This window comes from Wolbachia endosymbiont (group B) of Hofmannophila pseudospretella, assembly GCF_964028515.1.
Classification (GTDB): domain Bacteria; phylum Pseudomonadota; class Alphaproteobacteria; order Rickettsiales; family Anaplasmataceae; genus Wolbachia.
Genome location: NZ_OZ034788.1, coordinates 1012038 through 1036420, shown reverse-complemented (window position 1 = coordinate 1036420; position 24383 = coordinate 1012038). Strand labels below are relative to the sequence as shown.

Sequence of the window (24383 nt, the reverse complement as noted above, 5' to 3'; positions counted from 1 at the left end):
TCATGGAAAAACATATATTTAAAATAGACGATAAAAGTCCGCTTTATAAAAAATTGATTAAACTTCCCACTGCGTATTATATAGTAAAGGAAAATGGTAATGTTAATACTGTTTCTTCACACATTGGTACAGTTGAAGTAGGGAATATTAATGATTTAAAGTTAAAGAAGCAGGGTAATGAGATAGTTTTATTTACAAATAACTCACCTCTGAAATTAAATGGCACGGACTTTATTATAGAACAAAAAGCTATCATAGGCGAGAATCAAGAGAATATTATAAAACAGCTTAAATTAGGAGAAGAAGCGTTAATTGCACGTAAGTACATAAAAGACAGTAATAATTTTAGTATTGAACTCATAATGAGTGATGATGAAGGAAATAATTTAATTGGAATGCTCAATTTTATCAATTTTTACGATGAAAGTGACCCAGTACTAGAAAAGATTAAAGAAGAAAAAGGTGGACTTTATTTTACAATAGAAGGTGATTATATCTATATATCAGATGAAGAAGGAAAATGTCTTCCAGTATGTAAAGATGGTAGTTGCTATAAGTATCAATACACAAAAAATGAACATGATATATTAGAAATTAGTGAGGTATCAACAATAATAAAAAACTTAACTAAGACTGAGCAGTGCAGTGCACCAGCTAAGGCAGGGCAGGATTTTACTTTGCAGAAGGGAAAAGAATTATCGGATGATATCTATCAAGCAAATATCATGTTGAATGGTAAGCTTGTAGCTACTTTACCAAAAATAGGTTACTGCATGCTTGATGACCAATTGGTCATACATAATCACGTTACAGAAGAAGAGATAAAAATTCCTAGAGACTTTCATTATCTTAAAGTAGTAAAGTCCAGTAATAATGATGATTATAAATTAACGTTTTGTAATTTCTTAGGTAATGAATTTTTTGAACATAAAAAATATGATCCTCAATACTCAAATATTCCAGATAAATATCAATATATAAGTTTAAACTGTATGAAAAAGGAATATAAGCCAAATTTCTGCAAGTTACTTAACGGTAAACCATCGTTTTTTATTGCGGAAGGAACTACTAATCCGAATTCTCCAGGTCACTGCCCAGTCAATGTATTTGAATTAGCAAAACGTGAGAAAATGGCTACATTCATTGATCAATTTGGCTTTTTCAATAAAGAGGGTAAGTTTCAATATTGTGATTACCATACAAAAGCAGATTACGATGTTTATGATTCTTATAAAATTAATAAAGAGTACAAAACAACAGATGAATTTCTCTTCAATGATGACATAGTTCTTTACACTATTCCAGAGCTATCTTAACCACGCACAAAGTATATGTATAATTGCTTTTTAAAAGTGAATTTAGTAGAATTCAAAGAAGTGTAGGGGTATATTTTTTTAGTATTTAATCTAAATAAAATTGTTCTCAGTTTAAAATCGATATAAGACAGTAAGATGAAAAAAATTGAAATCTCAGAATTACTCAAAAGAATTGCTATCTGTTTACTATGCATAGCAATTATGGTCTCTATTGCTCTTTTGTTTGCCTATATGCATACAATGTTTCTCAGCAAAGGATATGAGCTGGCTGCATATTATATTAGCGCAGCTATGCCTTTTGTGTTACTCATTGTTTTCTTTTTTATCGCTTGGTTTATATATGATCAAGTATTTAGTAAAATGAAGGAAGTAGAGCTGCCTATAGAAATAGAATTAGCTAATTCAGATAATAAAACAACATTTGCTAATGTTATAATTGACGATTCCTTAAAACAACGATTGCAGATTATTTGCTGTAACCAAATGACAGAAGAAATGCGTGAGATGTTTGGAAGTGAAAGCATTAACTCACTAAAAGGTTATATACTGCACGGCCCTCCTGGAAATGGTAAAACACTTATTGCCCGCGCAATTGCAGGTGAATCAAATATGAATTTTATAAGTATCTCAGGTCCAGAACTTATTGGAGTATATATTGGTCATGGTGCACATGCTGTACGCGAGCTTTTTAAAGTAGCGAGAAAATATTCTCCTTGTATAGTATTCATAGATGAAATAGATGCAGTTGCCCAAAAAAGAAGTACCGCTAATAACTCAGCTTACCACTGTCGAGAGAGCTTAACACAGTTACTAACTGAAATAGATGGATTTAAGAGCAGAAAAGATATAATAGTAATTGGTGCAACTAACCTGGTCAATGAGATAGATCCAGCACTTATTAGGCCTGGACGCTTAGGTCAAAGGGTTCATATACCTAATCCAAATGTGGAAACGAGACAAAAGATATTGGAGCTTTATACCAAAAATACAAAAACTGATGGAAGGCTAAATATTCAAGATATTGTAGAAAAAACAGAAGGCTATTCTGGAGCTGAGTTAGAACAATTAGTCAATGAAGCAAAAATATACGCTGCACTTGAAAGAAAGTCCAAGGTAGTGAGTAATGAAGATTTTAACCACGCGTTTCACAAGCTAAATCCAGGACAAGGAAGAGGGAGAATAACATTACCTTCATGTCAGACACAGACAGAAGCCTCTTTTGTACAATAAAAACTGGAAGTGTAGCAAGATGTGCCAAATTTCGTTATTGAAAATAAAATTTAAAACTTGGATTTGCTATCATTTTGCCACTCGTTAGTACCACAGTGGTTTTGTAATAGAACACAAGCTGCAAAAACTTAAGGAAAAAATGGTCAGTGCTTGACACTGGCATCTAGTTCTTTCCATCAAAAATGCTGTAAAGTGTTCACCAATTTAGTTGGATCCCAGTATCAAGTACTGGGATGACAAGAGAAAGAGGACACTGGGATGACATTATGAAGACCTAACAGTTTATGACGGTGTCATTCCAGTCTGGAATCCAGCTTTTTTGTAATTTTATTGAAAATATCGTATAGCTATTTGTTCACAATTAATTCTTCTGGATCCCAGTACTCGGATGATAAGAAAAGAAACACTGGTTTCAATATTTGCATGCATCTGAACAGATACAGATGGCTAAAATATTGAAGAAAGTATACGCGTCAAGTTAAGAGCAACTAGCCTTCTTTTACTTGTTAAAAAAGGTATTGTTTTCCCTAGATTCTATTATCATACCAATTCCCACTATATAAAGAACAGATAGACAATAATGGGAAAGAAGTGATACTAAAGTAGATAAAATAGAGAGGTATAAATGGCATTAAGGTCAAAACTATTAGACGAAAAAGTTGTAAATTTGGCGAAAGAAATGTTAAAAAAGGTCAGAAATAACGCATATGTTTCAAAAAAGTTACAAGCGGTGATAGCAGGAAAAGAAAGTAGTATAAGCGCTGTGGCAAGAATATGTAAAATTTCAAGGACTGCTTTGACTGAATGGATAAAGCATCTAAAATTTGGTAGAGTAGAAAGATTATTTTCCCCGTCTCAGCGGCGAAGAAAAAGCAAATTAAACAAAAATCAACGTGAGCAAATTGAAATATGGGTAGAAAGAAATCCAAATATTACTATTAAGGAAGTGCAAATAAAAATCTCAGAGGAATTTGGCCTAAACATTAGCAAATCAACAGTGCACCGTGAGATACAAAGGATGAAGTTTTCTTACATAACACCGAGGCCAATTCACCATAAACAAGATAAAAACAAGCAAGAAGAGTTTAAAAAATACTTCAATAAAATAGTCAATTCCCACCCTGAAAAGGAGGTATTTTTTTGATGAATCACGATTTGGAACTCATTCAAAAATCGGACACGGATGGTTTAAAAAAGGGGTCAGAACACAGGTTAAAATGAAAATTGGTAGACAAAATTTCTATATCTACAGTGCGTTAAATCCAAGAAGTGGTAAGAAAATTAGCCTACTTGCTCCATATGTAAACACTGATTGTATGAATATATTTCTGGAGCAGATGTCGAAAGATTTAGGCACGAAAGAAGCCTTTCTTGTAATGGATTGTGCAAGTTGGCATAGATCAAAAAGTTTGAAAATTCAGGAAAACATTACCATCATATACTTGCCTCCTTATTCACCGGAACTGAATCCTGTTGAAAGGTTGTGGCAATATATCAAATACAATACTTTACGCAATAGTATCTACGATACCATAGGTTTACTTGAAGATGTTTTGTGTAATTTTATTGTCAATATTTCCAGTACTACTATTAAACGAGTTTGTAATGTTTCTTATTTGTTCGGTCAGTAATGGATTTTGGTATCACATGCTGAAATGACATCTCTTGCTTCTTCATGTGATTATGAAAAAAGCCCTTTGAATTTTTACAGCTTGAAAAATCTTTATAAAATTTACTTTCTTTAAATGCTTTAACCTTCTCTTCATTATTTAATGAGCCATGCTTAGAAAAATACTCATCTGTTACTTGAATATAAAAACTAATCAGCTCAGGAAAAGTGTAATCAGTTTTGTTGGAAGACTTTAAACACGTAATTGGCAATTTATGTATATCTTTATCAGCTTTTTTCGAATCAATACACTCATCATTTTTTCTTAATATTGTATGCTGCTTGAAAAATTCTTCATATTCTTCAAAACCTTCAAACACTTCTTTCTTTTGGTAATCTTTCCTTCTACCGCTTTGCTCTATTTTTTCTATTTTTGTTGCAAGTTGCGCTGGCTGTTTAATCGTCCTATCTCCTTCTTGATTGAAGTACATCGTGTAAGGAGTAATTGCATTAACAATTTTATATGTTTTCCAATGGGACCCAAAAACCTTTAGTACTAATTTTATTATCGGAGCAAGAAAAATTTTTAATTTCGCTATGAATCCAAAATAATAAAGAGAAGCTTGTTTGAGTGAACTAGCAGCCTTATTAACGATACATCTTAGATGTATATCCTTATCTTTAAAATTTTTATAAACTTCTGCTGCTACATGTCCACCTAAGCAGTTTCCGAACAATATGATATCATCTGGTTTTATGCCTTTTTCCAATAAATTAGTTACAACTGTTATACCTGATTCAACTCTATTACTACGTATCAATGAGTTATTTTTACTTAAGCCAAATCCAGAATAATTAAAAAGATGTACAGTAATCCCTTGATCTGTAGCCCAATCCCAGTTTTGGGAATAGTCTTTGCTAGGACTGAATGATTTATTTCCGCCAATAAAGTATATCAGATGTTTTTCACTTTGATTGTTTATACTTTTACTAGGAAGCGTAATTGTATGGATTTTCATCCCGTTTTGAGTTTTTATAAATTCTCTCTCAGTTTGCTCTCTTATTTCTTTCATATTTTAACCCTCACTATGCTGATTTAATTACACAACAAAATCTTAAAAAAATCAACAAACCTTAATTTTATGAACAATATAAACCTTCTCAAATTCATTGAATTATGCTTTCAAACGGTAGTGCCGGGGTGTGAGTATAATGATTATCAATATATAAAAGTCATAGCAGATAGGCTTGAAGCAGCAAGTTCAGGTGAAGTGAAAAGAATAATATTCAATATGCCGCCACGTTCAATGAAGTCCATTTGTGTAAGTGTTGCATGGCCCGCATGGATACTTGGAAATCAGCCAACTGCAAGAATAATAGTTGCAAGTTACTCTCGGTTGCTTAGCGAGAAGTACTCACTCGATACAAGGTGCATAATGCAATCTGATTGGTATAGAGAGCTATTTCCGAAAGTAGAATTATGCAAAGATCAAAACACTAAATATAAATTTCAAACAGTGCAGAGAGGATGTCGAATTGCAACCTCAGTTGGAGGAACATTAACCGGTGAAGGTGGAGATTTCATTATCGTGGATGATCCACTAAGTCCCGCACAAGCTTTGAGCGAAACATTTAGAAAGCGTGCTGCAAACTGGTTTGATCAGGCTTTAGTAACCAGGCTCAACGACAGAAAAAAAGGAGTTATCGTTCTTGTGATGCACAGACTCCATTTAGAAGATTTAACTGGTCACCTCCTCTGTAAACCAAGAAACATATGGCATCATGTCTGTTTACCAATAATAGCTGAAGATAAGGAGATTATTTATTCAGTTAATAATCATATTCCAGAGCATGAACAGGAAATATACTCAAGAGAAGAAGGTCAATTGCTATATTCCCTCAATGAAGGAAAAGAAGAAATTGAGATGATAAAGGCTGAGCTTGGGAGTTATGGTTTTGCTGCTCAATACCAACAAAACCCTCTACCACTTTCAAGTGGTATAATTAAACGAGAGTGGTTGAAGCGCTATAAAAATTTTCCTGATAGCCTCTTGCATGTAACACAAAGTTGGGATACTGCAATTTCAACAAACAATACAAGTGATACCAAAATCCATTACTGACCGAACAAATAAGAAACATTACAAACTCGTTTAATAGTAGTACTGGAAATATTGACAATAAAATTACACAAAACATCTTCAAGTAAACCTATGGTATCGTAGATACTATTGCGTAAAGTATTGTATTTGATATATTGCCACAACCTTTCAACAGGATTCAGTTCCGGTGAATAAGGAGGCAAGTATATGATGGTAATGTTTTCCTGAATTTTCAAACTTTTTGATCTATGCCAACTTGCACAATCCATTACAAGAAAGGCTTCTTTCGTGCCTAAATCTTTCGACATCTGCTCCAGAAATATATTCATACAATCAGTGTTTACATATGGAGCAAGTAGGCTAATTTTCTTACCACTTCTTGGATTTACCGCACTGTAGATATAGAAATTTTGTCTACCAATTTTCATTTTAACCTGTGTTCTGACCCCTTTTTTAAACCATCCGTGTCCGATTTTTGAATGAGTTCCAAATCGTGATTCATCAAAAAAATACCTCCTTTTCAGGGTGGGAATTGACTATTTTATTGAAGTATTTTTTAAACTCTTCTTGCTTGTTTTTATCTTGTTTATGGTGAATTGGCCTCGGTGTTATGTAAGAAAACTTCATCCTTTGTATCTCACGGTGCACTGTTGATTTGCTAATGTTTAGGCCAAATTCCTCTGAGAGCCTGTTCATAATCTTTTCAGAAGCAAAGCAGCGAAAGCAAGAACGACCATTTGCAGGCTAGTGTTGAGTTTCCGCTCGCAATTTTTCCACAATCGCCTACATTTTTGCAACCAAGCAAAAGATCTCTCAACAACCCATCTTTTCGGCAATACGACAAAGGTGTGTAATTCGTTTCGCTTTATTACTTCAACGGTAGCGCCAATAGTTGCTTTTATTTGTGTTGCAAAATTTTCTCCTGTGTAGCCAGCATCAACTAGTATATTTTTAACTTCAGATAGGTTTTCTTTAGCATTTTTAACCATTCTCACAGCGCTACTACGATCAGTTATTTCTGCCGTTGTTATATAAATTGCGTGGGGTAAACCTTGTGTATCTACCGCAATATGGCGTTTTATTCCTGAAACCTTTTTGCCTGCATCATAGCCTTTTTCTTCAGCAGTATCTGCATTTTTTACGCTTTGTGCATCAATTATGCAGAAGCTGGTTTTTTCTTTCCGACCATTGTTTTGTCGGACCACGCCAACTATTTTTTTTTAATACCAGCTCCAGAACACTTTCTTTATTTGCATCTGCTTTTTCACTCCACTTCTTAAAATAGTCGTAACAATTCCGCCATTTTGGAAACTCTTTTGGTAACATTCTCCACTGGCAGCCACTTTTTAAGACGTATAACACTCCACAAAATACATGATATAAATCAAGTGTTCTTGGCTTTGTCCTCTTCCTGCAAGACTCCAGATCTGCTACAATAATCTCAAACTTTTCTCGACTTATATCACTTGGATATAAACTTCGCATATCCTACTTTATATACTTTATCCTCTCATTCTATCCCTTTTTTGAGATCACGTACAGGCTCTGAGATTTTTATTTGCACTTCCTTAATAGTAATATTTGGATTTCTTTCTACCCATATTTCAATTTGCTCACGTTGATTTTTGTTTAATTTGCTTTTTCTTCGCCGCTGAGACGGGGAAAATAATCTTTCTACTCTACCAAATTTTAGATGCTTTATCCATTCAGTCAAAGCAGTCCTTGAAATTTTACATATTCTTGCCACAGCGCTTATACTACTTTCTTTTCCTGCTATCACCGCTTGTAACTTTTTTGAAACATATGCGTTATTTCTGACCTTTTTTAACATTTCTTTCGCCAAATTTACAACTTTTTCGTCTAATAGTTTTGACCTTAATGCCATTTATACCTCTCTATTTTATCTACTTTAGTATCACTTCTTTCCCATTATTGTCTATCTGTTCTTTATATAGTGGGAATTGGTATGACTTTAGTGTCTGCACTACCTGGACAAAAGTAGATAATACATTCTATTTACTCGATGTATATCGCGCAAAACTTGAATATCCAAAACTTAAAGAGAAAGTTCTATCGCTGGCTGCAAGGTGGAAGCCACACGCAATTTTAATCGAAGCAAAAGCAAGCGGTCAGCAATTGGTTCAGGAGCTCAGGAAAAACAGTGATTTACCTATTATTCAAATAGTACCACATGATGACAAATTAACTCGATTTCACCGAATTGTCCCAATTATAGAATCTGAGCGGGTTTTTCTCCCTAACCAAGCAGTATGGCTTAGCGACTTTGAGTATGAGATTTTAATGTTTCCAGAAATCCGTCACGACGATCAAGTAGACAGTACCATGCAATATCTTCAGTGGGTGAGAAACAATATTGCTAGAGTGGTAGCTATACGTTCATTGTAGCTTGAAAAGGTTCCTCGGAATTGTGTATAATTTTTTTAACTGAGCTTATTTAACTTATCCATTTTCTGAATGATATTTTAGGGTTTATTGAAATAAATACTACGCAAAAATTCTATCTCTGGGTGCTTAGATGAATATCTTTATATTAGACGAAAATCCTGTAACTGCAGCACAAATGTTATGCGATAAGCACATAGTAAAAATGCCGCTAGAAACTGCTCAATTGCTTAGCAGTGTTTTTTCAATAGCATTAAAAGAGCCAAATCCTTTAGTCAGCATTACAAGCCAGAATATAGAAGTTCCATATAAACTTACTCACAAAAACCATCCTTGTTCTTTATGGGCTAGACAATCAAAAGGAAACTTTGATTGGTTAATAAAACATGGAAAAGAATTGTGTATAGAATATAGCTTGCGATACAAAAGAACGCATAAATCCGAAGAAGTTATAGATTGGTGCGATAATAACAAGGATTTGCTAATATTTCGATCAGCTGATATACAAGCTTTTACACAAGCGTTACCTGATCGATATAAATGTAGTAACCCAATAGAAGCATATAGAGAATATTACCTAAAAGAAAAGATGAGATTTGCTAAGTGGGAAAAAGGTAGAGAAGCACCAGATTGGTTGCTAGACAAAATGCTATAGGTTATAAAATTATCCAAATCGGTCATAAAAAAGGTAAATTGAAGCTACAAAAGCAATGCTGGCTGATAATGTTGATGTTTATCAAGTTTATTGATCTTTCTATTTGTGAGATTAAAGAATTTAGTGAACTGTTATTTCCAATACATGATGGGCTGCTTGCACTGTAGAGTATCATGTACATATCTGTACTAACAAGTAGAGGCAAATCTAAGTCAGTTTAGACATAACACTTACTTTAAAAAACTTTATTTTACTCTGATATTCTAGCGCTTTTCTGTGGTATTTTGTAGGAGTATAATTCGCAAAACTATCTTCCTTATAGATTAAAGAGTTACACTGCTTTATATGTAACTCTATCCACTCTGCATAATCTTGATGATCAGTTGCAATAAATATTTCCCCTGTGACAAGTATTTTTTTTGCTAATAAATTTAAAAATTCCGTATTAATTAACCGTCTTTTGTTGTGACTTCTTTTTGGCCATGGATCTGGAAAGAGAATAAAGAATTTTTCAACACTGTTGTCAGGAAAATTGGCAATTAATTCTCTTGCATCTTCTGTCCATATTAAAATATTTTTTATGCTGTGTGCTTCTATGCTTTTTAGCAAGGAAGAAACCCCCTTTAAATAAGGCTCACATCCTATAAATAATAGATCAGATTCATTGAATGCCTGATGGAGCATATTTTCACCATTACCGAAACCTATTTCTACCCGTATTCTTTTTTGTAAGTCTACGATCTTTTTTATAGATTCCTTGCTGTTTTTAATAGAATACTTCTCCAAAACATTCAACTTCAACCTAGATCTTCTGGAAAATGATCTAATCCATTTATTATTCCTAGATAGCATATCTTACATAACTTAATCTTTTATAGCTTAAACAATTCTCAAAATGAATTAATGAGAATTTACTTGTCACTAATTATTAATATTATATAATATATGAGTTCTAATGAAGTTAAAGTTAAAAGGTATGGAAAATACAGTTGCTATCAGGAGACTATTATCAAATAGGTTCATAGAAGAGATATTTCAAGATCAATTTGATAATCAAGATAATGATTTTTGTGAAGATTCTTTTGCTAACAAAATCAAAGAAGGAGATGTGGTAGAAGGTATAATCACAAGAAGAAATTCTAATGATATTGTGGTTGATGTTGGTTTAAAGTCAGACGGAAGGATTCTGATTAAGGAGCTCAGTTGTAATGATGATATCACTGTTGGCTCGAAAATTAGAGTTTATGTTGAAAGAATTGAAGATTACCATGGTAATGTTGTTCTTAGTCGTGAGAAAGCAATCAGAGACGAAAAATGGAATAAATTGGAAGAAAGCGCAGTTACAAAAGATGAAGTAACAGGAATCATTAAACGCTCAATTAAATGCGGTTTTATTGTTGATCTTGGTGATGGAATAAGTGCGTTTTTACCGCTGAGTCATGTGGATTTGAAGCAAATAAAAGATGCTAATCACCTTATTGAAACTGAACAAAAATTCATCGTTCTTAAAATGGATAAGAAGCAGGGGAATATTGTAGTATCAAGGAAGCTGGTATTAGAGAAGTTGCATGCTGGTGAAAAAATTAAGTTTTTAGAATCTTTAAATGAAGGTGATGTAGTAGAAGGCAAAATAAAAAGCATCACTCACTACGGTGCATTTGTTGGCATTCATGAATCAGATACAGTAGGAGTTATAGATGGACTGCTACATATTACAGATATCTCTTGGAGTAATGTAAGTCATCCATCTGCAATTTTTTCTTGTGGTCAGCATATAAAAACTAAAATTATAAAAATAGATAGAGAAAATGGAAAAATCTCCCTAGGTGTAAAACAATTAGGAGACAATCCTTGGCAAGATCTAGAGTCAAAATGTCCAATTAACAGCGTACACAAAGGATGTGTAACGGGTATAAAAGATTGTGGATTCATTGTTGAGATTAAACCTGGGATTGCGGGTTTGGTACACTCATCAGAAATAACTTGGAGCAAGAGTAATTTACCAATTAGTAGTTTTGTAACAATAGGACAAGAAGTGGATGTAAAAATTCTCGGTATTGACATTATTAAAAATAAGATGAGTTTAAGCACAAAAAGGTGCGTAGAGAATCCTTGGCAAGTATTTATTGATAAATATCCTCTTGGTTCTATTGTTTCTGGTAAAGTTAAAAGCAACAATGGTTCACAAATATCTGTGACTTTTGATAATTCTGAGATATCTGAGGACGTAGAAGGAACAATTTATATGCAAAATCTAAGTTGGTCGAAAAACAATTCAGATGAGATAAAAAAGTATAATGTAGGTGATGAAATAGAAGCAAAAGTGATAAGGGCTAACGTAGATCGGACAAGAATTTATCTTGGAGTAAAACAAATAGAGTATGATCCTCTTGAAGAACTGATAGAGAAAGTTAAAGTAGGGGATAAAATTCAGGTTACTGTAAGTAAGAGAGAGGAAAATGGTCTAATCGTTGAAATTGAGAACAATGTAACCCTTTTAGTAGATCAAGAGCATTTACCAGAAAATAAAAAGTTTTCTATATCAGAAAAAATACAAGTTGAAGTAGTAGGTGTTGAAAAATATAATATAATATTATCTGCCAAATAACTTCTTGTGCTTCATATAAATGGCAACGAAATCTGATATAATAGCAAAAGTGGCAAAAAAACACCTTTTGTTAGATAAGGTCATTATAGCAGCCATAGTTGATAGTTTTTTTCGAGTGTTTTCAAACACGTTGAAATATCATAATAGAGTTGAAATCAGGGGATTTGGTTCTTTTTCAATTAGAAGCTATAACTTGAAAGAAGCAAGTAATTTGACGTCACAGAAGGTTGCAAAACATCAATACTTTAAAACTTATTTTCGTAGCAGTAAAAAGTTATCCCTCTTGATAAATGAATGAAAATCTATATTGTAAATTTGAAAGTTGTACAATATAGCATCATATGCAAGTAGTAGAAATAGTTATACATAATAACACATATAAAATATCTTGCGAAAGTAAAAAGAAGGACCATTTATTACAACTTGCTAATAGCTTCAACAAGCTAGTTAGCTCCATATCTCAAAGAACTGGAGGTAAGGGCTCAGATGCATTAAATTTCTTACTTGCAGCATTGACTCTCGAAGACAAAATTTTAGAATTAACAAAGCGATTAGACGAAATAAATCAAGAATGCAAAAAGTATAGGGAGGAAAAAAGAGTAGAATATGCTGAAGTATTAGATAGGGTAAACAAGATTATTGGGTGCATAAGTGATTAAAGCAAGCAATCAAATCGACTACCTCACTACTCAAATCAGGGGGGAGAAGTTTCTTACGAGTTATGTAACAATATAATTCACAATCATCAAGATCAACTATTTTTTCGTATTCAATTAGTTCACTTAAGGAAAATTTATCAAGATATTTCAATGCAAAATGCCCTAAAAGTATATCAGTTTCTTTACAACCCCTATGCCAACTCCTATACATCAGTTTTCTTCTTAATAAGGAGATATCTATCATTATCATTAAACTTTTTTTTAATTTAAAGACTAAACTAAATACTTGTCAAGCAAGGCGCATTTTAATATACTCAACGTTTGATTAAGATTTAAAACATAGGTGGAATTAATTTCTCATCAACTTAGCGCTGGAATATATTATTTTTTATCGTTTTCTTTAATAATTTCTATCATAGTATTCGTGCATGAATGTGGGCATTATATTATCGCTAAAGCATGCAAGGTTAAAGTTGAATCTTTTTCTATAGGCTTTGGTCCTGAAATTTTTGGTTTTAACGACAAGTCTGGAACTAGATGGAAATTAAGTGCCTTTCCATTGGGTGGCTACGTTAAAATGTTAGGGGATACTAATGCAGCAAGCGTTCCTGTTGATCAACAAAAATTAACTGAAGAAGAAAAATTACACTCATTCCATACAAAACCTCGATATCAAAAAGCAGCAATAGTTTTTGCAGGGCCTTTTGCAAACATGATATTTACCGTTATAGCCTTCACAATATTTTTCAGCGTGGCAGGTTATTATCGTACTCCACCAGTAATTGGTAATGTAATTGAAGAAAGTGCAGCAAAGCAAGCTGGCCTATTACCAGGTGACACTATTACACAGATCAATGAGTACAAAATAAAATACTTTGAAGATATTTCACGCGTGATAATGTCCAACCCTGAAACAAGAATAGAAATTAAGTATAGCAGAAATAACGAAGAGTACAGAACTATTCTAACTCCGTTTACAGTTGAGGATAGAGATGTCTTTGGTAACATAATAGAAAGAAAAACTATAGGAATTACCTCAATTAATATGATAGGGTTAAAACAGTCATCTTTTCTTGGAGCTGCTAGCCTATCAGTGAATGAAACCTACCACACTATGTGTTTAACAATCAAAGCACTCTTTCAAATTGTTGTTGGTAAAAGGAGTATAAATGAAATAGGTGGGCCAATAAAAATTGCAAAATATTCAGGGCAATCAGCTAAAAAGGGACTTATTATGGTTCTATATTTTATGGCAATTATTTCAGCTAATTTAGCTGCAATTAACTTGCTGCCAATACCACTACTAGATGGTGGGCATTTATTTCATTATATTATAGAAGCAGTTATACGTAGAGATTTGAGTTTGAAATATCAAAAATATGCAGCCACTTTTGGTGCTACCATACTGTTTTTGTTGATGGCAGTTGCAATCACAAATGATATTAGGCATCTTTTTTAAGATACATATGAAAAAGTTATTTCACATACTAATAATAATATTTATTTCTTTTCCCACTCTACTTGTTGCTCTAGAAAATAAGGAAAAAGTACAGATAAAAAATATTAAGTATATTGGCAATGAGCGAGTAAGTGATCAAACAATAAGGTTTTATACAAAATTAGAACCAGGTAGTCATATAAATGATGATGATGTAGATTCAGTTATAAAAGATTTATATAAAACAAAGTTATTTGCTAGTATTAACGCCTATATCGATGATGAAAAAAACTTAGTAGTAAAAATTCATGAGAATCCATTGATTAACAAAGTAATATTGAAAGGCAATAAGTTATTTAACAGTAAAGAGTTGCTAAATAACGTTATCCAGTCAAAATCACTAACTATTTTCACTGAAACAAAATTACAAAACGATTTAATAAATCTAGCTACTCTTTATAGGAACAGTGGTAAAATTGGTGTTAAAATTGCATATGAGCTAGATAAGCTTGGTAGCAATAGGATAAACCTAATTTTTAAGATAAAAGAAGGAAGAACGTCTAAAATTAAGGGTTTACGATTTATAGGTAATAAAAACTTTTCAGCAAATGAGTTAGAGCAAGTTATCAAAAGGCATAGCAATGATATATTTAGTAAGTTATTTAGAGCCATTTTTAAAAGCGGAACTCATTATTCACCTCAATATCTACTGATTAACACAGAACTGCTTGATCGCTTCTATTCATCTAAGGGATATATTCAAAATAATATCCAACCAATTGTTGAGGTTGATAATAACAACCAAATAGAGTTAACTTTTTTGATTGATGAAAAGCAGCAATACTTATTTGGAAATAATGAAGTTGATATTGAAACTGAGATTCAGGATTTAAGTTTAAGGGAAGAAATATTAGAATTTATCAAAGAGGAAAATAATCAAATATTTAATAGAGTTAAAATTAACAATACAGCAGAAAAAATAAGTAAACATTTAAGCGAAAAAGGATATATATTTGCAAAAGTTAATCCAGAATATACACAACATAACAATATTGTGGATGTAACTTACAAAGTGCTACCAGGTAAAAAGATTTATATAAACCAAATTACTATTGATGGCAATGACCGCACTTTAGATAAAGTAATTAGAAGAAAACTTAGCATGGCAGAAGGTGACGCATATAACACATCTGAGATCCAAAAATCACGTAGAAAATTGATATATAGTGATTTCTTTGAAACAGTAAAAATAAATAGTTATACAGTGGATGACAATGCAGTGAATCTTGATTTAAATGTTAAAGAAAAAAGAACTGCCTCGTTATCTTTAACAGGTGGTATGTCTCTTCCTGGTGGAGTATTTGTTAAAACCGATTTCACAGATCGTAATTTATTTGGTAGTGGTAAAGAGGTATCTTTTGCTCTTGAAAAAAGTCAATATGTTCTTTCTACTAGTATAGACGCTGTTGAAAATAATTTTAATGACTCTGATACTTCACTAGGCATGGGTGTTTTTTATGAAAAACAAGACAAACCAAACACTACTTTCGATACCTGCAACTGGGGAGGAATAGCAAAAGTATCATATAAAATCTCAGAAAATCTAACCAATTCCTTTCAATATTCTTATAAGTATAATCACATACACATGGACAATAAGGGTGGAAAAGATGAGGATATCTCTGAGATAATAAGAGATCAAGAAGGTGAGTATCAAGTTTCATCAGTGGGATATACGTTATCATACAATAAACTGGATAACCTCTATACTCCTAAAGAGGGATATTTATTGCGCTTAAATCAGGATATTTCAGGATTGGGAGGAAATGTAAATTTCCTAAAATCTGAATTCTTATCTTTTTATACACACCCTATATTAAGCAAAATTGATGATGATATAACACTGCGCTTTAAAGTAGCAGCAGGTCATATTTTTTCTTATACCGATGAAGATCTAAACATTGGCCAGCACTTTTTTAAAGGGGGTAATGAGATTAGAGGATTTGACCTTTCCGGCATTGGACCAAGAGCAGAAGACAAAAATAAAAGCTCATTGGGAGGCAAAACTTATTTTAATTTAACACAGCAAGTAGATTTTCCACTATCTAAATTATACGACTATGCTGGTATCAAAGGCTCACTATTTGTTGACTATGCAACACTTTTTGGTTTAGATGAAAAGGAGGGATATAGTGGGAAATATTACGATAGTAAGCTTATAAGAGTATCACCAGGTTTTGGCTTTTCAATGCCTTCTCCTTTTGGTAGGCTGAGATTAGATTTTGGGTTTCCTTTAGTAAAGGAAGCTTATGACATAATACCATCGACAAACGTTAAAATTTCTATTGAAGCGGGGATTTAAATGAAATATATACAGTTATTTACATCAGTTATTGCCTTAATTATTTCCTTATTTGTGGGGTATAAGTTTGTAGGGTATCAACCTCAGAGCACGCTCAATACAAAGGCTGCCATTATTGATAGTGATAAGGTTATCAATGAATCTCTGGCTCTGCAAAATATACAACAACAAATAAAGGAGCAGAATTCTAGATTACAGAAGGAATTTGAAAATGAGTTAGAAAAATTTAAGCCATCGAAAGAAGAATTTGACCTTTTGTCAGAAGAAGCAAAAAAAGAAAAGACAGAACAATTCAGTAAGCATACTGTAAGTGTTAGGGATAATTACGCTAAGAAAATGTCACATTTAGAAGAAAATTATAGAGAAGCAGTAGAAAGTATCTTTAACAAGATAAAAGAAGTTGCTAAAAAAACAGCAGAAAAAAAAAACATAGATTTGGTACTATTTATTTCAAAAAAGAATCAAGTTTTATACTCTATGGATGAAGTAGATTTATCGGATGTAGTATTAAAAAATGTAAACAAGGAAATACCCGAATTTGCTTTGCAAAACACTGAATAGGCTTATGCAATGTAATATCAATGATATTATAAAAATACTACCACATTCTTATCCTTTTCTCTTAGTAGATAGGGTTATAGAATGCGATCCTGGTATGAGTATAAAAGCAATTAAAAACGTGACTTTCAATGAGCAATTTTTTATTGGTCATTTTCCTGGCCATCCGATAATGCCAGGAGTTTTGATAATTGAATCTTTAGCTCAGGCATCTGCAATATGTGTTCTCGGTAAAAAGGTAATGGAAAATAAAGTTGTTTACTTGAGATCAATTGAAAATGCAAAATTCACAAAGCCAGTTACTCCAGGAGACGCATTGATTCTTCAAGCTAATATTCAAAGTGTGCGTTTAGGTCTACACAAATTTGAGTGTGTTGCATATGTTAAGGAAGAAAAGGTTGCAGAAGCAATAATCTCAGCAGCATTAAAAAATAAATAAAATCTTCATCTGTAAGAAACAGTATGTACGCTGTATAGTATAAAGATGCAACTGAATTTCAAAATCTCATTTTCAAACTTATACACTCGTAGTGAATTAATAAAGTTAGATGAGGCGTTTTTAGATTACATAAAATCGTCCGATGAAAGCTTGTTTTGTTCATTAATTGAAGCAAGAGAAAAAGCAGCTTCTTCTTCGATGTCATCCCAGTGCTTGACACTGGGATCTAGAAAACAAGAAGGATGGATTCCAGTATCAGCTACTTGGATGACAGATGATTGTAATAGCCAGTTAATAATAGACCTTTCATATTTACTTGATGAATTCATTGCAAAACTTTTCAACATTGAAAAAGAAATAGAGGAACTAAAGAAAAAACACAACGACTTTGCTGTAATATACAGATGCAAAAGGTTTTTTGTTCAGCGCTATGCATTGAAGAAATACACTGATGTAGTAAATATTGATTATGTAACCAACAGGTTAAATAGTTTCCTTACTTTACCAACAACAGAAAAAAACTTTTCTGAGCAGGTAATGAATTGGCTTGAAAATAAAGAGGATCACAAAGAAGAAATAGAACTTGCGGCTCAATATGCAGTTTGGAGAGTGAAAAACAAACAGAGTATACTATTTAGCATACATAAGAAAATTGATTACGAAAATCTCGTATCATTCTTGAAAAAAGAAGTAGACGAGGTTGAGGTTCTGTATTCAAATGAGGTGAAAAGAAGATATGGTTTTGATCTAACAAGCAAAAAGGTGAGTTTGAATAAAGCACTAGATAATGCTCACTACTGCATATTTTGTCATAAGCAAAGTAAGGACAGCTGCTCAAAGGGGCTAATCAATGATGACAACACTTTCAAAAAGTCTCCACTTAGAGTTGAGCTGCACGGCTGCCCACTAGAGCAGAAAATATCAGAAATGAATCTGGTAAAAAGCGAAGGATATAGCATAGCAAGTCTTGCAATTGTGATGATAGATAACCCATTATGTGCAGCTACTGGGAATAGAATATGCAATGATTGCATGAACTCATGCATATATCAGAAACAAGAGCCTGTAAATGTGCCAGTGGTTGAAACAAGGATTTTGGACGACGTACTCAATTTGCCGTACGGATTTGAAATATATTCTCTGCTTAGCCGTTGGAATCCTTTAAATTTTCAGCGTCCATTGCCAAAAGAAAATACTGGAAAAAACGTTCTAGTTGTAGGACTTGGTCCTGCGGGTTTTAATTTAGCTCATCATTTATTAAATGATGGACATAACGTTATCGCCATCGATGGATTAAAGATAGAACCTTTGATTGATCATTTCCAGTTAATTAAAGATTTCGAGCATGAAAAACTAAGTGAACGCATAGCTGGCGGATTTGGTGGAGTAGCAGAGTATGGCATAACTTCCAGATGGGATAAAAATTACCTAAAAATTATCAGACTGTTACTGGAAAGACGTGAGAATTTCGCACTTTATGGAGGAATTCGTTTTGGAGGTACGATAACTGTTGATGACTCGTTCAACTTGGGTTTTGATCACATTTCCTTGGCACTTGGCTCTGGTAAGCCACGAATGATTAAAATAAAAAACATACTAGCTCGTGGAGTGCGCATGGCATCCGACTTTCTCATGTCGTTACAACTAACAGGTGCTCTTAAGTGTGATTCTATAGCAAATCTGCAAGTTCGCATGCCGATAGTTGTCATAGGTGCAGGACTCACTGCAATTGATACTGCTACTGAAGCTTTAGCTTACTATCCTATTCAAGTGGAAAAATTTCTTCTTCGTTATGAAATATTGGTTGATAAGTATGGAAAGAAATATGTCGAAAAAGATTGGACAGAAGAAGAATATGAAATTGCAAATGAGCTCATATCACACGCAAAATTGATCCAAGCAGAGCAAGCGCTAGCAAAAAAAGAAAACAGAGAAATAAAAATATTAGAGTTAATGCAGAGTCTTGGGGGAGTAAAAATTGTATATAGAAAAGATCTAAAAAATTCACCAAGTTATCGATTAAATAGCGAAGAGGTGCAAAATGCACTATCAGAAGGGATTTACTTTATTGAAAACTTAGAGCCAGTTGAAGTTGTGACGGATAAATATAACCATGCTGAATCAATAAAACTAATAGACACAAAATCCGGCGAAATCAAATGCATGAAAGCACGTTCTATTTTTATAGCAGCAGGTACTGAGCCAAATACAGTTATTGCAACAGAAGATAAAAAGCATTTTAAATTAAGCAATGGGTATTTTACTCATTTGAATTCATCAGAAAAAGAAATAGACCCAATATTTTCTCCTAAAATGCAGGATAAAGATAGAATATTAGTGCATAAGCAAAGCAATAAAACAATTAGCTTTTTTGGTGACCTTCATCCTTCGTATAGCGGCAGCGTCGTGAAAGCTATGGCAAGCGCTAAGAATGGTTACCCTATCATTTCTCAGCTTTTGAGCCGAGTAGCTAATCAACGTGCTTCAAAACACCTGGCCAATGAAGAATTCTTTAATAAAATTAAAGAAAAATTCACTGCAAAGGTTATAAAAGTTCAATATTTAACAAACAAAGTTGTGGAAATAGTGATCAAAGCACCTCTTGCGGCAAAGAATTTTAAACCTGGACAATTCTTTAGGTTGCAAAATTTTGAAACCAATAACAGAAAAGCCAATAATACAAACCTTGCTATGGAAGGTATAGCTGTAACCGGCACTGAAGTAGACAAAAAAAAAGGATTTATTTCCACTATTGTACTTGAAACTGGTGGCTCCACTAATTTGTGCGGAGGCTTAAGAGAAGGAGAGCAAATAATCCTTATGGGTCCAACTGGTAAACCTACTGAGGTTGATTAAATCCCCTTCGTACTAATTATACTACAGTATATATTATTTATTAATAGATCTATGCTACAATAGCATTTTTTATTAAGGTAGCATTATGACACATCAGTTAATATTCACACTTCCAAAAGAAAGCTACTCTATAGCTATAGGACCGTGTTCTGCAAAAAGTAGAAAGTGTAAGGAGTTTGTAGCAAAAAACGAAGACGTAAGTATGAAATTTCTTATTTCTACTAAAGATGATACTGGCAAAACAGGAAAAATGTCCCTTTGTAAAGATAATAACGGTCAAGATGAGTGTACAACATCCTACACAGTTCAATTTCCAGTAATTTATAATGATCTTTTTAATGATAGCTTGAGCTACGTAAGTGTTCTTTTGGATCATGATAAAGGACATTTAACTAGGATGCGCAATGAATTCGATAAATATAATATTGATTACACAGTTATGGATAATAATACAACACAGAATGTGCTGTCAGAGGATTTTATAATCTAATTTTCATTATACAGCTACTCAAGAGCTTTCTGAGTTCCAGTATCTGCTGCTCAAATTCCTTAATTACAACGCTTGATACAGGCTAAAAACAATTTAATATTCAGCGACTTGTTAGCGGAATTTATACTAAAACACCACAACGGTATCTAAAAAAACGTTAAAGACTATATTAACAAAGTTCTTTAATAGAATCAAACATTGCAAAAGTTATAAAAGTCGAATGAGTAAATTAAAAATTGGCAGCTTCATTTGACTTATGCAAATACTTAAAAGAAAGGGAATAAATAACTCTCAACTGGCAGACTTAATAAAGTTCTGGATATTAAAGTGATGCAAAATTTTATCTCAAAAAGTAAATAATTTACTAACGCTCGTGCACAAATTAAAAATAAATTATGCACGAGTGTAGCACTATGAATTAGGAGTGCTATATTAAAGCTTACCTCACTATTAAAGCTATCGGTCAGATTAGATTTTTAATCTAATCTGACCGGTTTCTCTATAACCCTCTAAATCCTGATATAATTATATGGTAATTAGTTTAATTAGTGGTTAATATGCAATTTGCTTTTATTCGTATATTGAGGTAGCATAAACCATACTGGTTTACATCACTGTGCAACTTTATAAATCGTCACTGTTACTTCTACTAACTGCATTAATAGTGATAGTCCTAACATTACCTGAAAATTTAGGTGCTATACTGAATTGGTCTCATCCAGTTCTAAATTTTGATTTATCTTTTCGTATCGTACTAATATCTTTTTTGTCAGTTGCATTTTTAGCTGTTCTACCAACACAAAATTTGACTTTTTCAGAGATGCTATCTTTTGCTGCTTACACTACCTGTTCACTCTGTGCAATTTTATCCAAGCAGATGATATTGGTTATAATATTCTTTGAATTAATGACCATCAGTGCATTTTTTATTATCGTAGCTAGCTGTAGAGATAGTGGACCTGCAATAAGGTACGCTTGTGTACACTTTTTCGTTGGAGTTATATTAACAGCAGGATTGGCACTGCAAAGTACTAACCTGATAATTTTAGGTTTATTGATAAACTGTGCTTGCTTTCCTTTTTCGTTTTGGATTGTTGATGCATATCCCGCTTCATCACTACATGGCACTACATATCTCTCTTTATTTACCACTAAAGTCTCTTTTTTAGTGATGCTTTTACACACTTATAACCTATGGCAAGATTGTACTGAAATATTAGCGCTTGTAGGCGCCCTCACTGTAATTTACAGCATTATATTTGCTTCTCTTGAGCAAAATATTCGTAGATTTCTATGCTATAATGTTGTAGGACAAATGGGCTTGCTGATTATTGCAGGAGGTTTACTCAGCCCTTCGGAAAAGGCAATACCAATTTTGATACTGCATATAATCTTCTCTCTTGTTTATCAATCATTATTGTTTGTAGTTAGTAATTCGATTATTTCACGAACAAAAACAATTAGTTTTAATGGAGTAGGTAAACTGATGTCAGTGGAAGGCATGTGTGCTATAATCGCAATACTTACAATGGCTGCATTTCCTGGAACTGCTGGATTTATCAGTAAATCATATATCACAGCTGAAATTGAAATGAACACTGTTGCCTTAAAAGGGTATAAAAATTTATATAAGGTTCTAAATTTGCTGCTTCATTTAAGTGTGGGACTCAAATTTCTTTACTACATATTTATTGCAAAAAGTAAGTCAAAACCTTTAGCAGAGAGGGAAGGCAAAATATCCATAATTATTTTGGCATTTATATGTGTAATCGCTAGCAATCCTTACTTGCCTATTTACAATAAACATTCAATTTTCGATTTTGTGTACAACACAAAAAATATTTTGTCGCAATTTAATTTGTTATTATGTACCACTTTACTGTTTATTCCTTTACGCAGGTTATTTTACCCAAGAATAAATTTTAAAATGGATGTTGATTGGATTTTTAGAGCTTTCATACCCTATATTGTCTTGCTGTTCAATCAACTGGTCCTTAAAGTGAGAGAAATGTCTGCCAATCTACTGCAAAACTTGACTAATTCACTTACTAGTTTATACTTTAATAATGTTACTAAACTTAAAGAAGTGCTGAGTTATAACTCAGTGAGTTTCGTTTCATCTTCTTCTCTCTTTTTAATGAGCATTCTACTAATTTTATTATGTTTAAATCGTTAACTGAAAGTTTAAATTCTGTATTTAATAAACTGAGAGGAAAGTCAATCATTTCTGAAGATGATTTTAATCTTGCCATGCGAGAAATACGCATGGCCTTAATTGAAGCTGACGTTTCACTTGAAGTTGCAAAAAAATTCATCAATGACATTAAAGATAAAGTGATTGGAGAAAAAGTCATAAAAAGTGTCTCTCCAGCACAAATGATAATTAAAATTGTGCAGGATAATTTAGTTGCAGTTCTCGGATCAGAGAAAAGTGACTTAAATCTAGCAGTTAAACCCCCTGCTGTGATTATGATGGTGGGCTTACAAGGTGCAGGTAAAACAACTACCTCAGGAAAGCTTGCTTTAAAGCTAAAAAAGCAAAAGAAAAAAGTGATGCTTGCCTCTTTAGACATTTATAGGCCAGCTGCTCAGAAACAACTTGAGGTACTGGGTAAACAAATAGACGTACAAACTTTATCTATAGTGATAAATGAGAGGCCTATTGCAATTACAAAAAGGGCATTGGCAACAGCAAAGAGCGATAGTTGTGATGTATTAATACTAGATACCGCAGGCAGGCTTCATATTGACAATAATATGATGAATGAGTTGAAATCCGTAAAGGAAATAGTTTCACCTGCAGAAGTTATTTTAGTAGCAGATGCAATGATAGGCCAGGATGCAGTCAATATTGCCAAATCATTCAATGAGGCAATAGGTGTAACCGGCATTATTCTTACCCGTGTTGATGGTGATGCACGTGGTGGTGCTGCTCTTTCTATGAAAATGATCACCGATTGTCCAATTAAATTTATTGCTTGTGGTGAAAAATTAAGTGACCTCGATGATTTTTATCCCGATAGAATTGCAAAAAGGATACTTAGCATGGGTGATGTTGTATCATTGGTTGAAAAAGCTGCTGAGATTGTTGGTCAGGAAGAAACTGATAAGTTACAAAAGAAAGTAAAAAAGGGTAAATTCGACCTAAACGACCTAGTGGGAATGTTAAAAACTCTGAGTAAAATGGATGGCATTAGCAACATAATGAAATTCATCCCTAGTTCATTCACAAAAAAGCTAAGTAGCAGTGTGCCAGATGACAATAAAGTGAAAAAATATATAGCCATCATAAACTCAATGACTGAAAAAGAAAGGCAAAATCCAGATATTTTAAATGGCAAAAGAAGACTTAGAATTTCTAAGGGTTCTGGAACAAGTGTAACTGACGTTAATCTTCTAATTAAGCAGTATAATCAAATGAGCTCTATGGTGAATAAGTTCAGTAAAGTTGACCATAGTAAACTCAAAGAATCTGATTTGATGGATATGCTAAGCAGAAAGTAAGTCAGCAGGTAGTGGAATGAAATAAAATCATCAGTTGTAATTGCTGTTGAATAGTAAAGTATATTATTTTAGCGTGAAGTAATAAATTCAATAAATTTCTTCAGTTGGAATTGGCATGATAATAAAAATTGATACAAGTTACTTTATCTATATT

General features: G+C 33.0%; 20 protein-coding genes and 4 pseudogenes. 18 read left to right on the top strand and 6 right to left on the bottom strand.

What is annotated here, in order from left to right; translation table 11 throughout:
- The first annotated feature begins 2 nt into the window (after positions 1–2).
- From ABWU24_RS04995 to ABWU24_RS04985, 3 genes are all read left to right on the top strand, one after another.
- Complete coding sequence (locus tag ABWU24_RS04995) at positions 3–1316, top strand: hypothetical protein (RefSeq protein WP_353274538.1); 1314 nt, start codon at positions 3–5, stop codon at positions 1314–1316.
- A 135-nt stretch (positions 1317–1451) separates the two neighbouring features.
- Positions 1452–2546 carry an AAA family ATPase gene (locus ABWU24_RS04990; protein ID WP_353274536.1) on the top strand — a complete coding sequence of 365 codons (1095 nt, stop codon included), beginning with the start codon at positions 1452–1454 and terminating at the stop codon, positions 2544–2546.
- Positions 2547–3171: 625 nt separating this feature from the next.
- A protein-coding gene (locus ABWU24_RS04985) for an IS630 family transposase (protein WP_353274341.1) occupies positions 3172–4177 on the top strand; the annotation gives its coding sequence in 2 pieces (ribosomal slippage) (positions 3172–3681 and positions 3683–4177; 1005 coding nt in all).
- Here the strand turns inward: ABWU24_RS04985 and ABWU24_RS04980 are convergent.
- On the bottom strand, positions 4137–5228 hold the full coding sequence (locus tag ABWU24_RS04980) for an alpha/beta hydrolase (protein WP_353274534.1): 1092 nt from the start codon (positions 5226–5228) through the stop codon (positions 4137–4139). The genes ABWU24_RS04985 and ABWU24_RS04980 overlap by 41 nt on opposite strands.
- Before the next feature lie 69 nt (positions 5229–5297).
- Between ABWU24_RS04980 and ABWU24_RS04975 the strand changes: the two are divergent.
- Positions 5298–6269, top strand: a pseudogene (locus ABWU24_RS04975) (terminase); the annotation flags it as partial.
- A gap of 2 nt (positions 6270–6271) precedes the next feature.
- Here the strand turns inward: ABWU24_RS04975 and ABWU24_RS04970 are convergent.
- The 3 genes and pseudogenes from ABWU24_RS04970 to ABWU24_RS04960 all read right to left on the bottom strand — a co-directional run.
- Positions 6272–6944: pseudogene (locus ABWU24_RS04970) on the bottom strand (IS630 family transposase); the annotation flags it as partial.
- Positions 6945–6949: 5 nt separating this feature from the next.
- A protein-coding gene (locus ABWU24_RS04965) for an IS5 family transposase (protein ID WP_341815401.1) occupies positions 6950–7742 on the bottom strand; the annotation gives its coding sequence in 2 pieces (ribosomal slippage) (positions 6950–7477 and positions 7479–7742; 792 coding nt in all).
- Positions 7743–7800: 58 nt separating this feature from the next.
- Positions 7801–8142: pseudogene (locus ABWU24_RS04960) on the bottom strand (IS630 family transposase); the annotation flags it as partial.
- Positions 8143–8222: 80 nt separating this feature from the next.
- On the opposite strand from ABWU24_RS04960, the pseudogene terL reads away from it, so the two are divergent.
- From terL to ABWU24_RS04945, 3 genes and pseudogenes are all read left to right on the top strand, one after another.
- Positions 8223–8663 (top strand): annotated as a pseudogene (terL, locus tag ABWU24_RS04955) (phage terminase large subunit); the annotation flags it as partial.
- Positions 8664–8793: 130 nt separating this feature from the next.
- Positions 8794–9315 carry a pyrimidine dimer DNA glycosylase/endonuclease V gene (locus tag ABWU24_RS04950; protein WP_341815695.1) on the top strand — a complete coding sequence of 174 codons (522 nt, stop codon included), beginning with the start codon at positions 8794–8796 and terminating at the stop codon, positions 9313–9315.
- A complete protein-coding gene (locus ABWU24_RS04945) occupies positions 9291–9482 on the top strand; it encodes a hypothetical protein (RefSeq protein ID WP_167470134.1) in 192 nt (63 codons plus the stop codon). The genes ABWU24_RS04950 and ABWU24_RS04945 overlap by 25 nt, the downstream gene beginning before the upstream one ends.
- Before the next feature lie 40 nt (positions 9483–9522).
- On the opposite strand, the gene trmB is transcribed toward ABWU24_RS04945, so the two are convergent.
- A complete protein-coding gene (gene trmB, locus ABWU24_RS04940; protein ID WP_015588297.1) occupies positions 9523–10167 on the bottom strand; it encodes a tRNA (guanosine(46)-N7)-methyltransferase TrmB in 645 nt (214 codons plus the stop codon).
- A gap of 103 nt (positions 10168–10270) precedes the next feature.
- Between trmB and ABWU24_RS04935 the strand changes: the two genes are divergently transcribed.
- The 3 genes from ABWU24_RS04935 to ABWU24_RS04925 are packed head-to-tail and all read left to right on the top strand — an operon-like array spanning position 10271 to position 12582.
- Positions 10271–11923 (top strand): 30S ribosomal protein S1, encoded by a 1653-nt coding sequence (locus tag ABWU24_RS04935; RefSeq protein WP_341815694.1) that lies wholly within the window; start codon positions 10271–10273, stop codon positions 11921–11923.
- Positions 11924–11942: 19 nt separating this feature from the next.
- Positions 11943–12221, top strand: coding sequence for an HU family DNA-binding protein (locus tag ABWU24_RS04930; RefSeq protein ID WP_015588295.1), 279 nt, complete (start codon positions 11943–11945; stop codon positions 12219–12221).
- Between the two features lie 43 nt (positions 12222–12264).
- Positions 12265–12582, top strand: coding sequence for a cell division protein ZapA (locus tag ABWU24_RS04925; RefSeq protein WP_010404232.1), 318 nt, complete (start codon positions 12265–12267; stop codon positions 12580–12582).
- On the opposite strand, the gene ABWU24_RS04920 is transcribed toward ABWU24_RS04925, so the two are convergent.
- Positions 12560–12826 carry a succinate dehydrogenase assembly factor 2 gene (locus tag ABWU24_RS04920; protein ID WP_010404229.1) on the bottom strand — a complete coding sequence of 89 codons (267 nt, stop codon included), beginning with the start codon at positions 12824–12826 and terminating at the stop codon, positions 12560–12562. The genes ABWU24_RS04925 and ABWU24_RS04920 overlap by 23 nt on opposite strands.
- A gap of 99 nt (positions 12827–12925) precedes the next feature.
- Here ABWU24_RS04920 and rseP point away from each other — a divergent pair, with 99 nt between their 5' ends.
- From rseP to ffh, 8 genes are all read left to right on the top strand, one after another.
- Positions 12926–14041: an RIP metalloprotease RseP gene (gene rseP, locus ABWU24_RS04915; RefSeq protein ID WP_341815693.1), complete on the top strand. Its 1116-nt coding sequence runs from the start codon at positions 12926–12928 to the stop codon at positions 14039–14041.
- A 7-nt stretch (positions 14042–14048) separates the two neighbouring features.
- The gene (gene bamA, locus ABWU24_RS04910) at positions 14049–16382 is read left to right on the top strand and encodes an outer membrane protein assembly factor BamA (protein ID WP_353274532.1); all 2334 of its coding nucleotides are present in this window, start codon (positions 14049–14051) and stop codon (positions 16380–16382) included.
- Positions 16383–16943, top strand: a complete 561-nt coding sequence (locus tag ABWU24_RS04905; protein ID WP_341815691.1) for an OmpH family outer membrane protein — start codon at positions 16383–16385, stop codon at positions 16941–16943. It begins immediately after the preceding gene.
- Positions 16944–16947: 4 nt separating this feature from the next.
- Positions 16948–17379 carry a 3-hydroxyacyl-ACP dehydratase FabZ gene (gene fabZ, locus ABWU24_RS04900; protein WP_214241899.1) on the top strand — a complete coding sequence of 144 codons (432 nt, stop codon included), beginning with the start codon at positions 16948–16950 and terminating at the stop codon, positions 17377–17379.
- Between the two features lie 45 nt (positions 17380–17424).
- Positions 17425–20235: an FAD-dependent oxidoreductase gene (locus ABWU24_RS04895; RefSeq protein ID WP_353274530.1), complete on the top strand. Its 2811-nt coding sequence runs from the start codon at positions 17425–17427 to the stop codon at positions 20233–20235.
- Between the two features lie 85 nt (positions 20236–20320).
- Positions 20321–20725, top strand: a complete 405-nt coding sequence (locus ABWU24_RS04890) for a hypothetical protein (RefSeq protein ID WP_341815688.1) — start codon at positions 20321–20323, stop codon at positions 20723–20725.
- A gap of 616 nt (positions 20726–21341) precedes the next feature.
- Positions 21342–22901: a proton-conducting transporter membrane subunit gene (locus ABWU24_RS04885; protein ID WP_353274529.1), complete on the top strand. Its 1560-nt coding sequence runs from the start codon at positions 21342–21344 to the stop codon at positions 22899–22901.
- Positions 22886–24229, top strand: a complete 1344-nt coding sequence (gene ffh, locus ABWU24_RS04880; protein WP_353274527.1) for a signal recognition particle protein — start codon at positions 22886–22888, stop codon at positions 24227–24229. Before ABWU24_RS04885 ends, ffh begins: the two co-directional genes overlap by 16 nt.
- Positions 24230–24383: the final 154 nt, after the last annotated feature.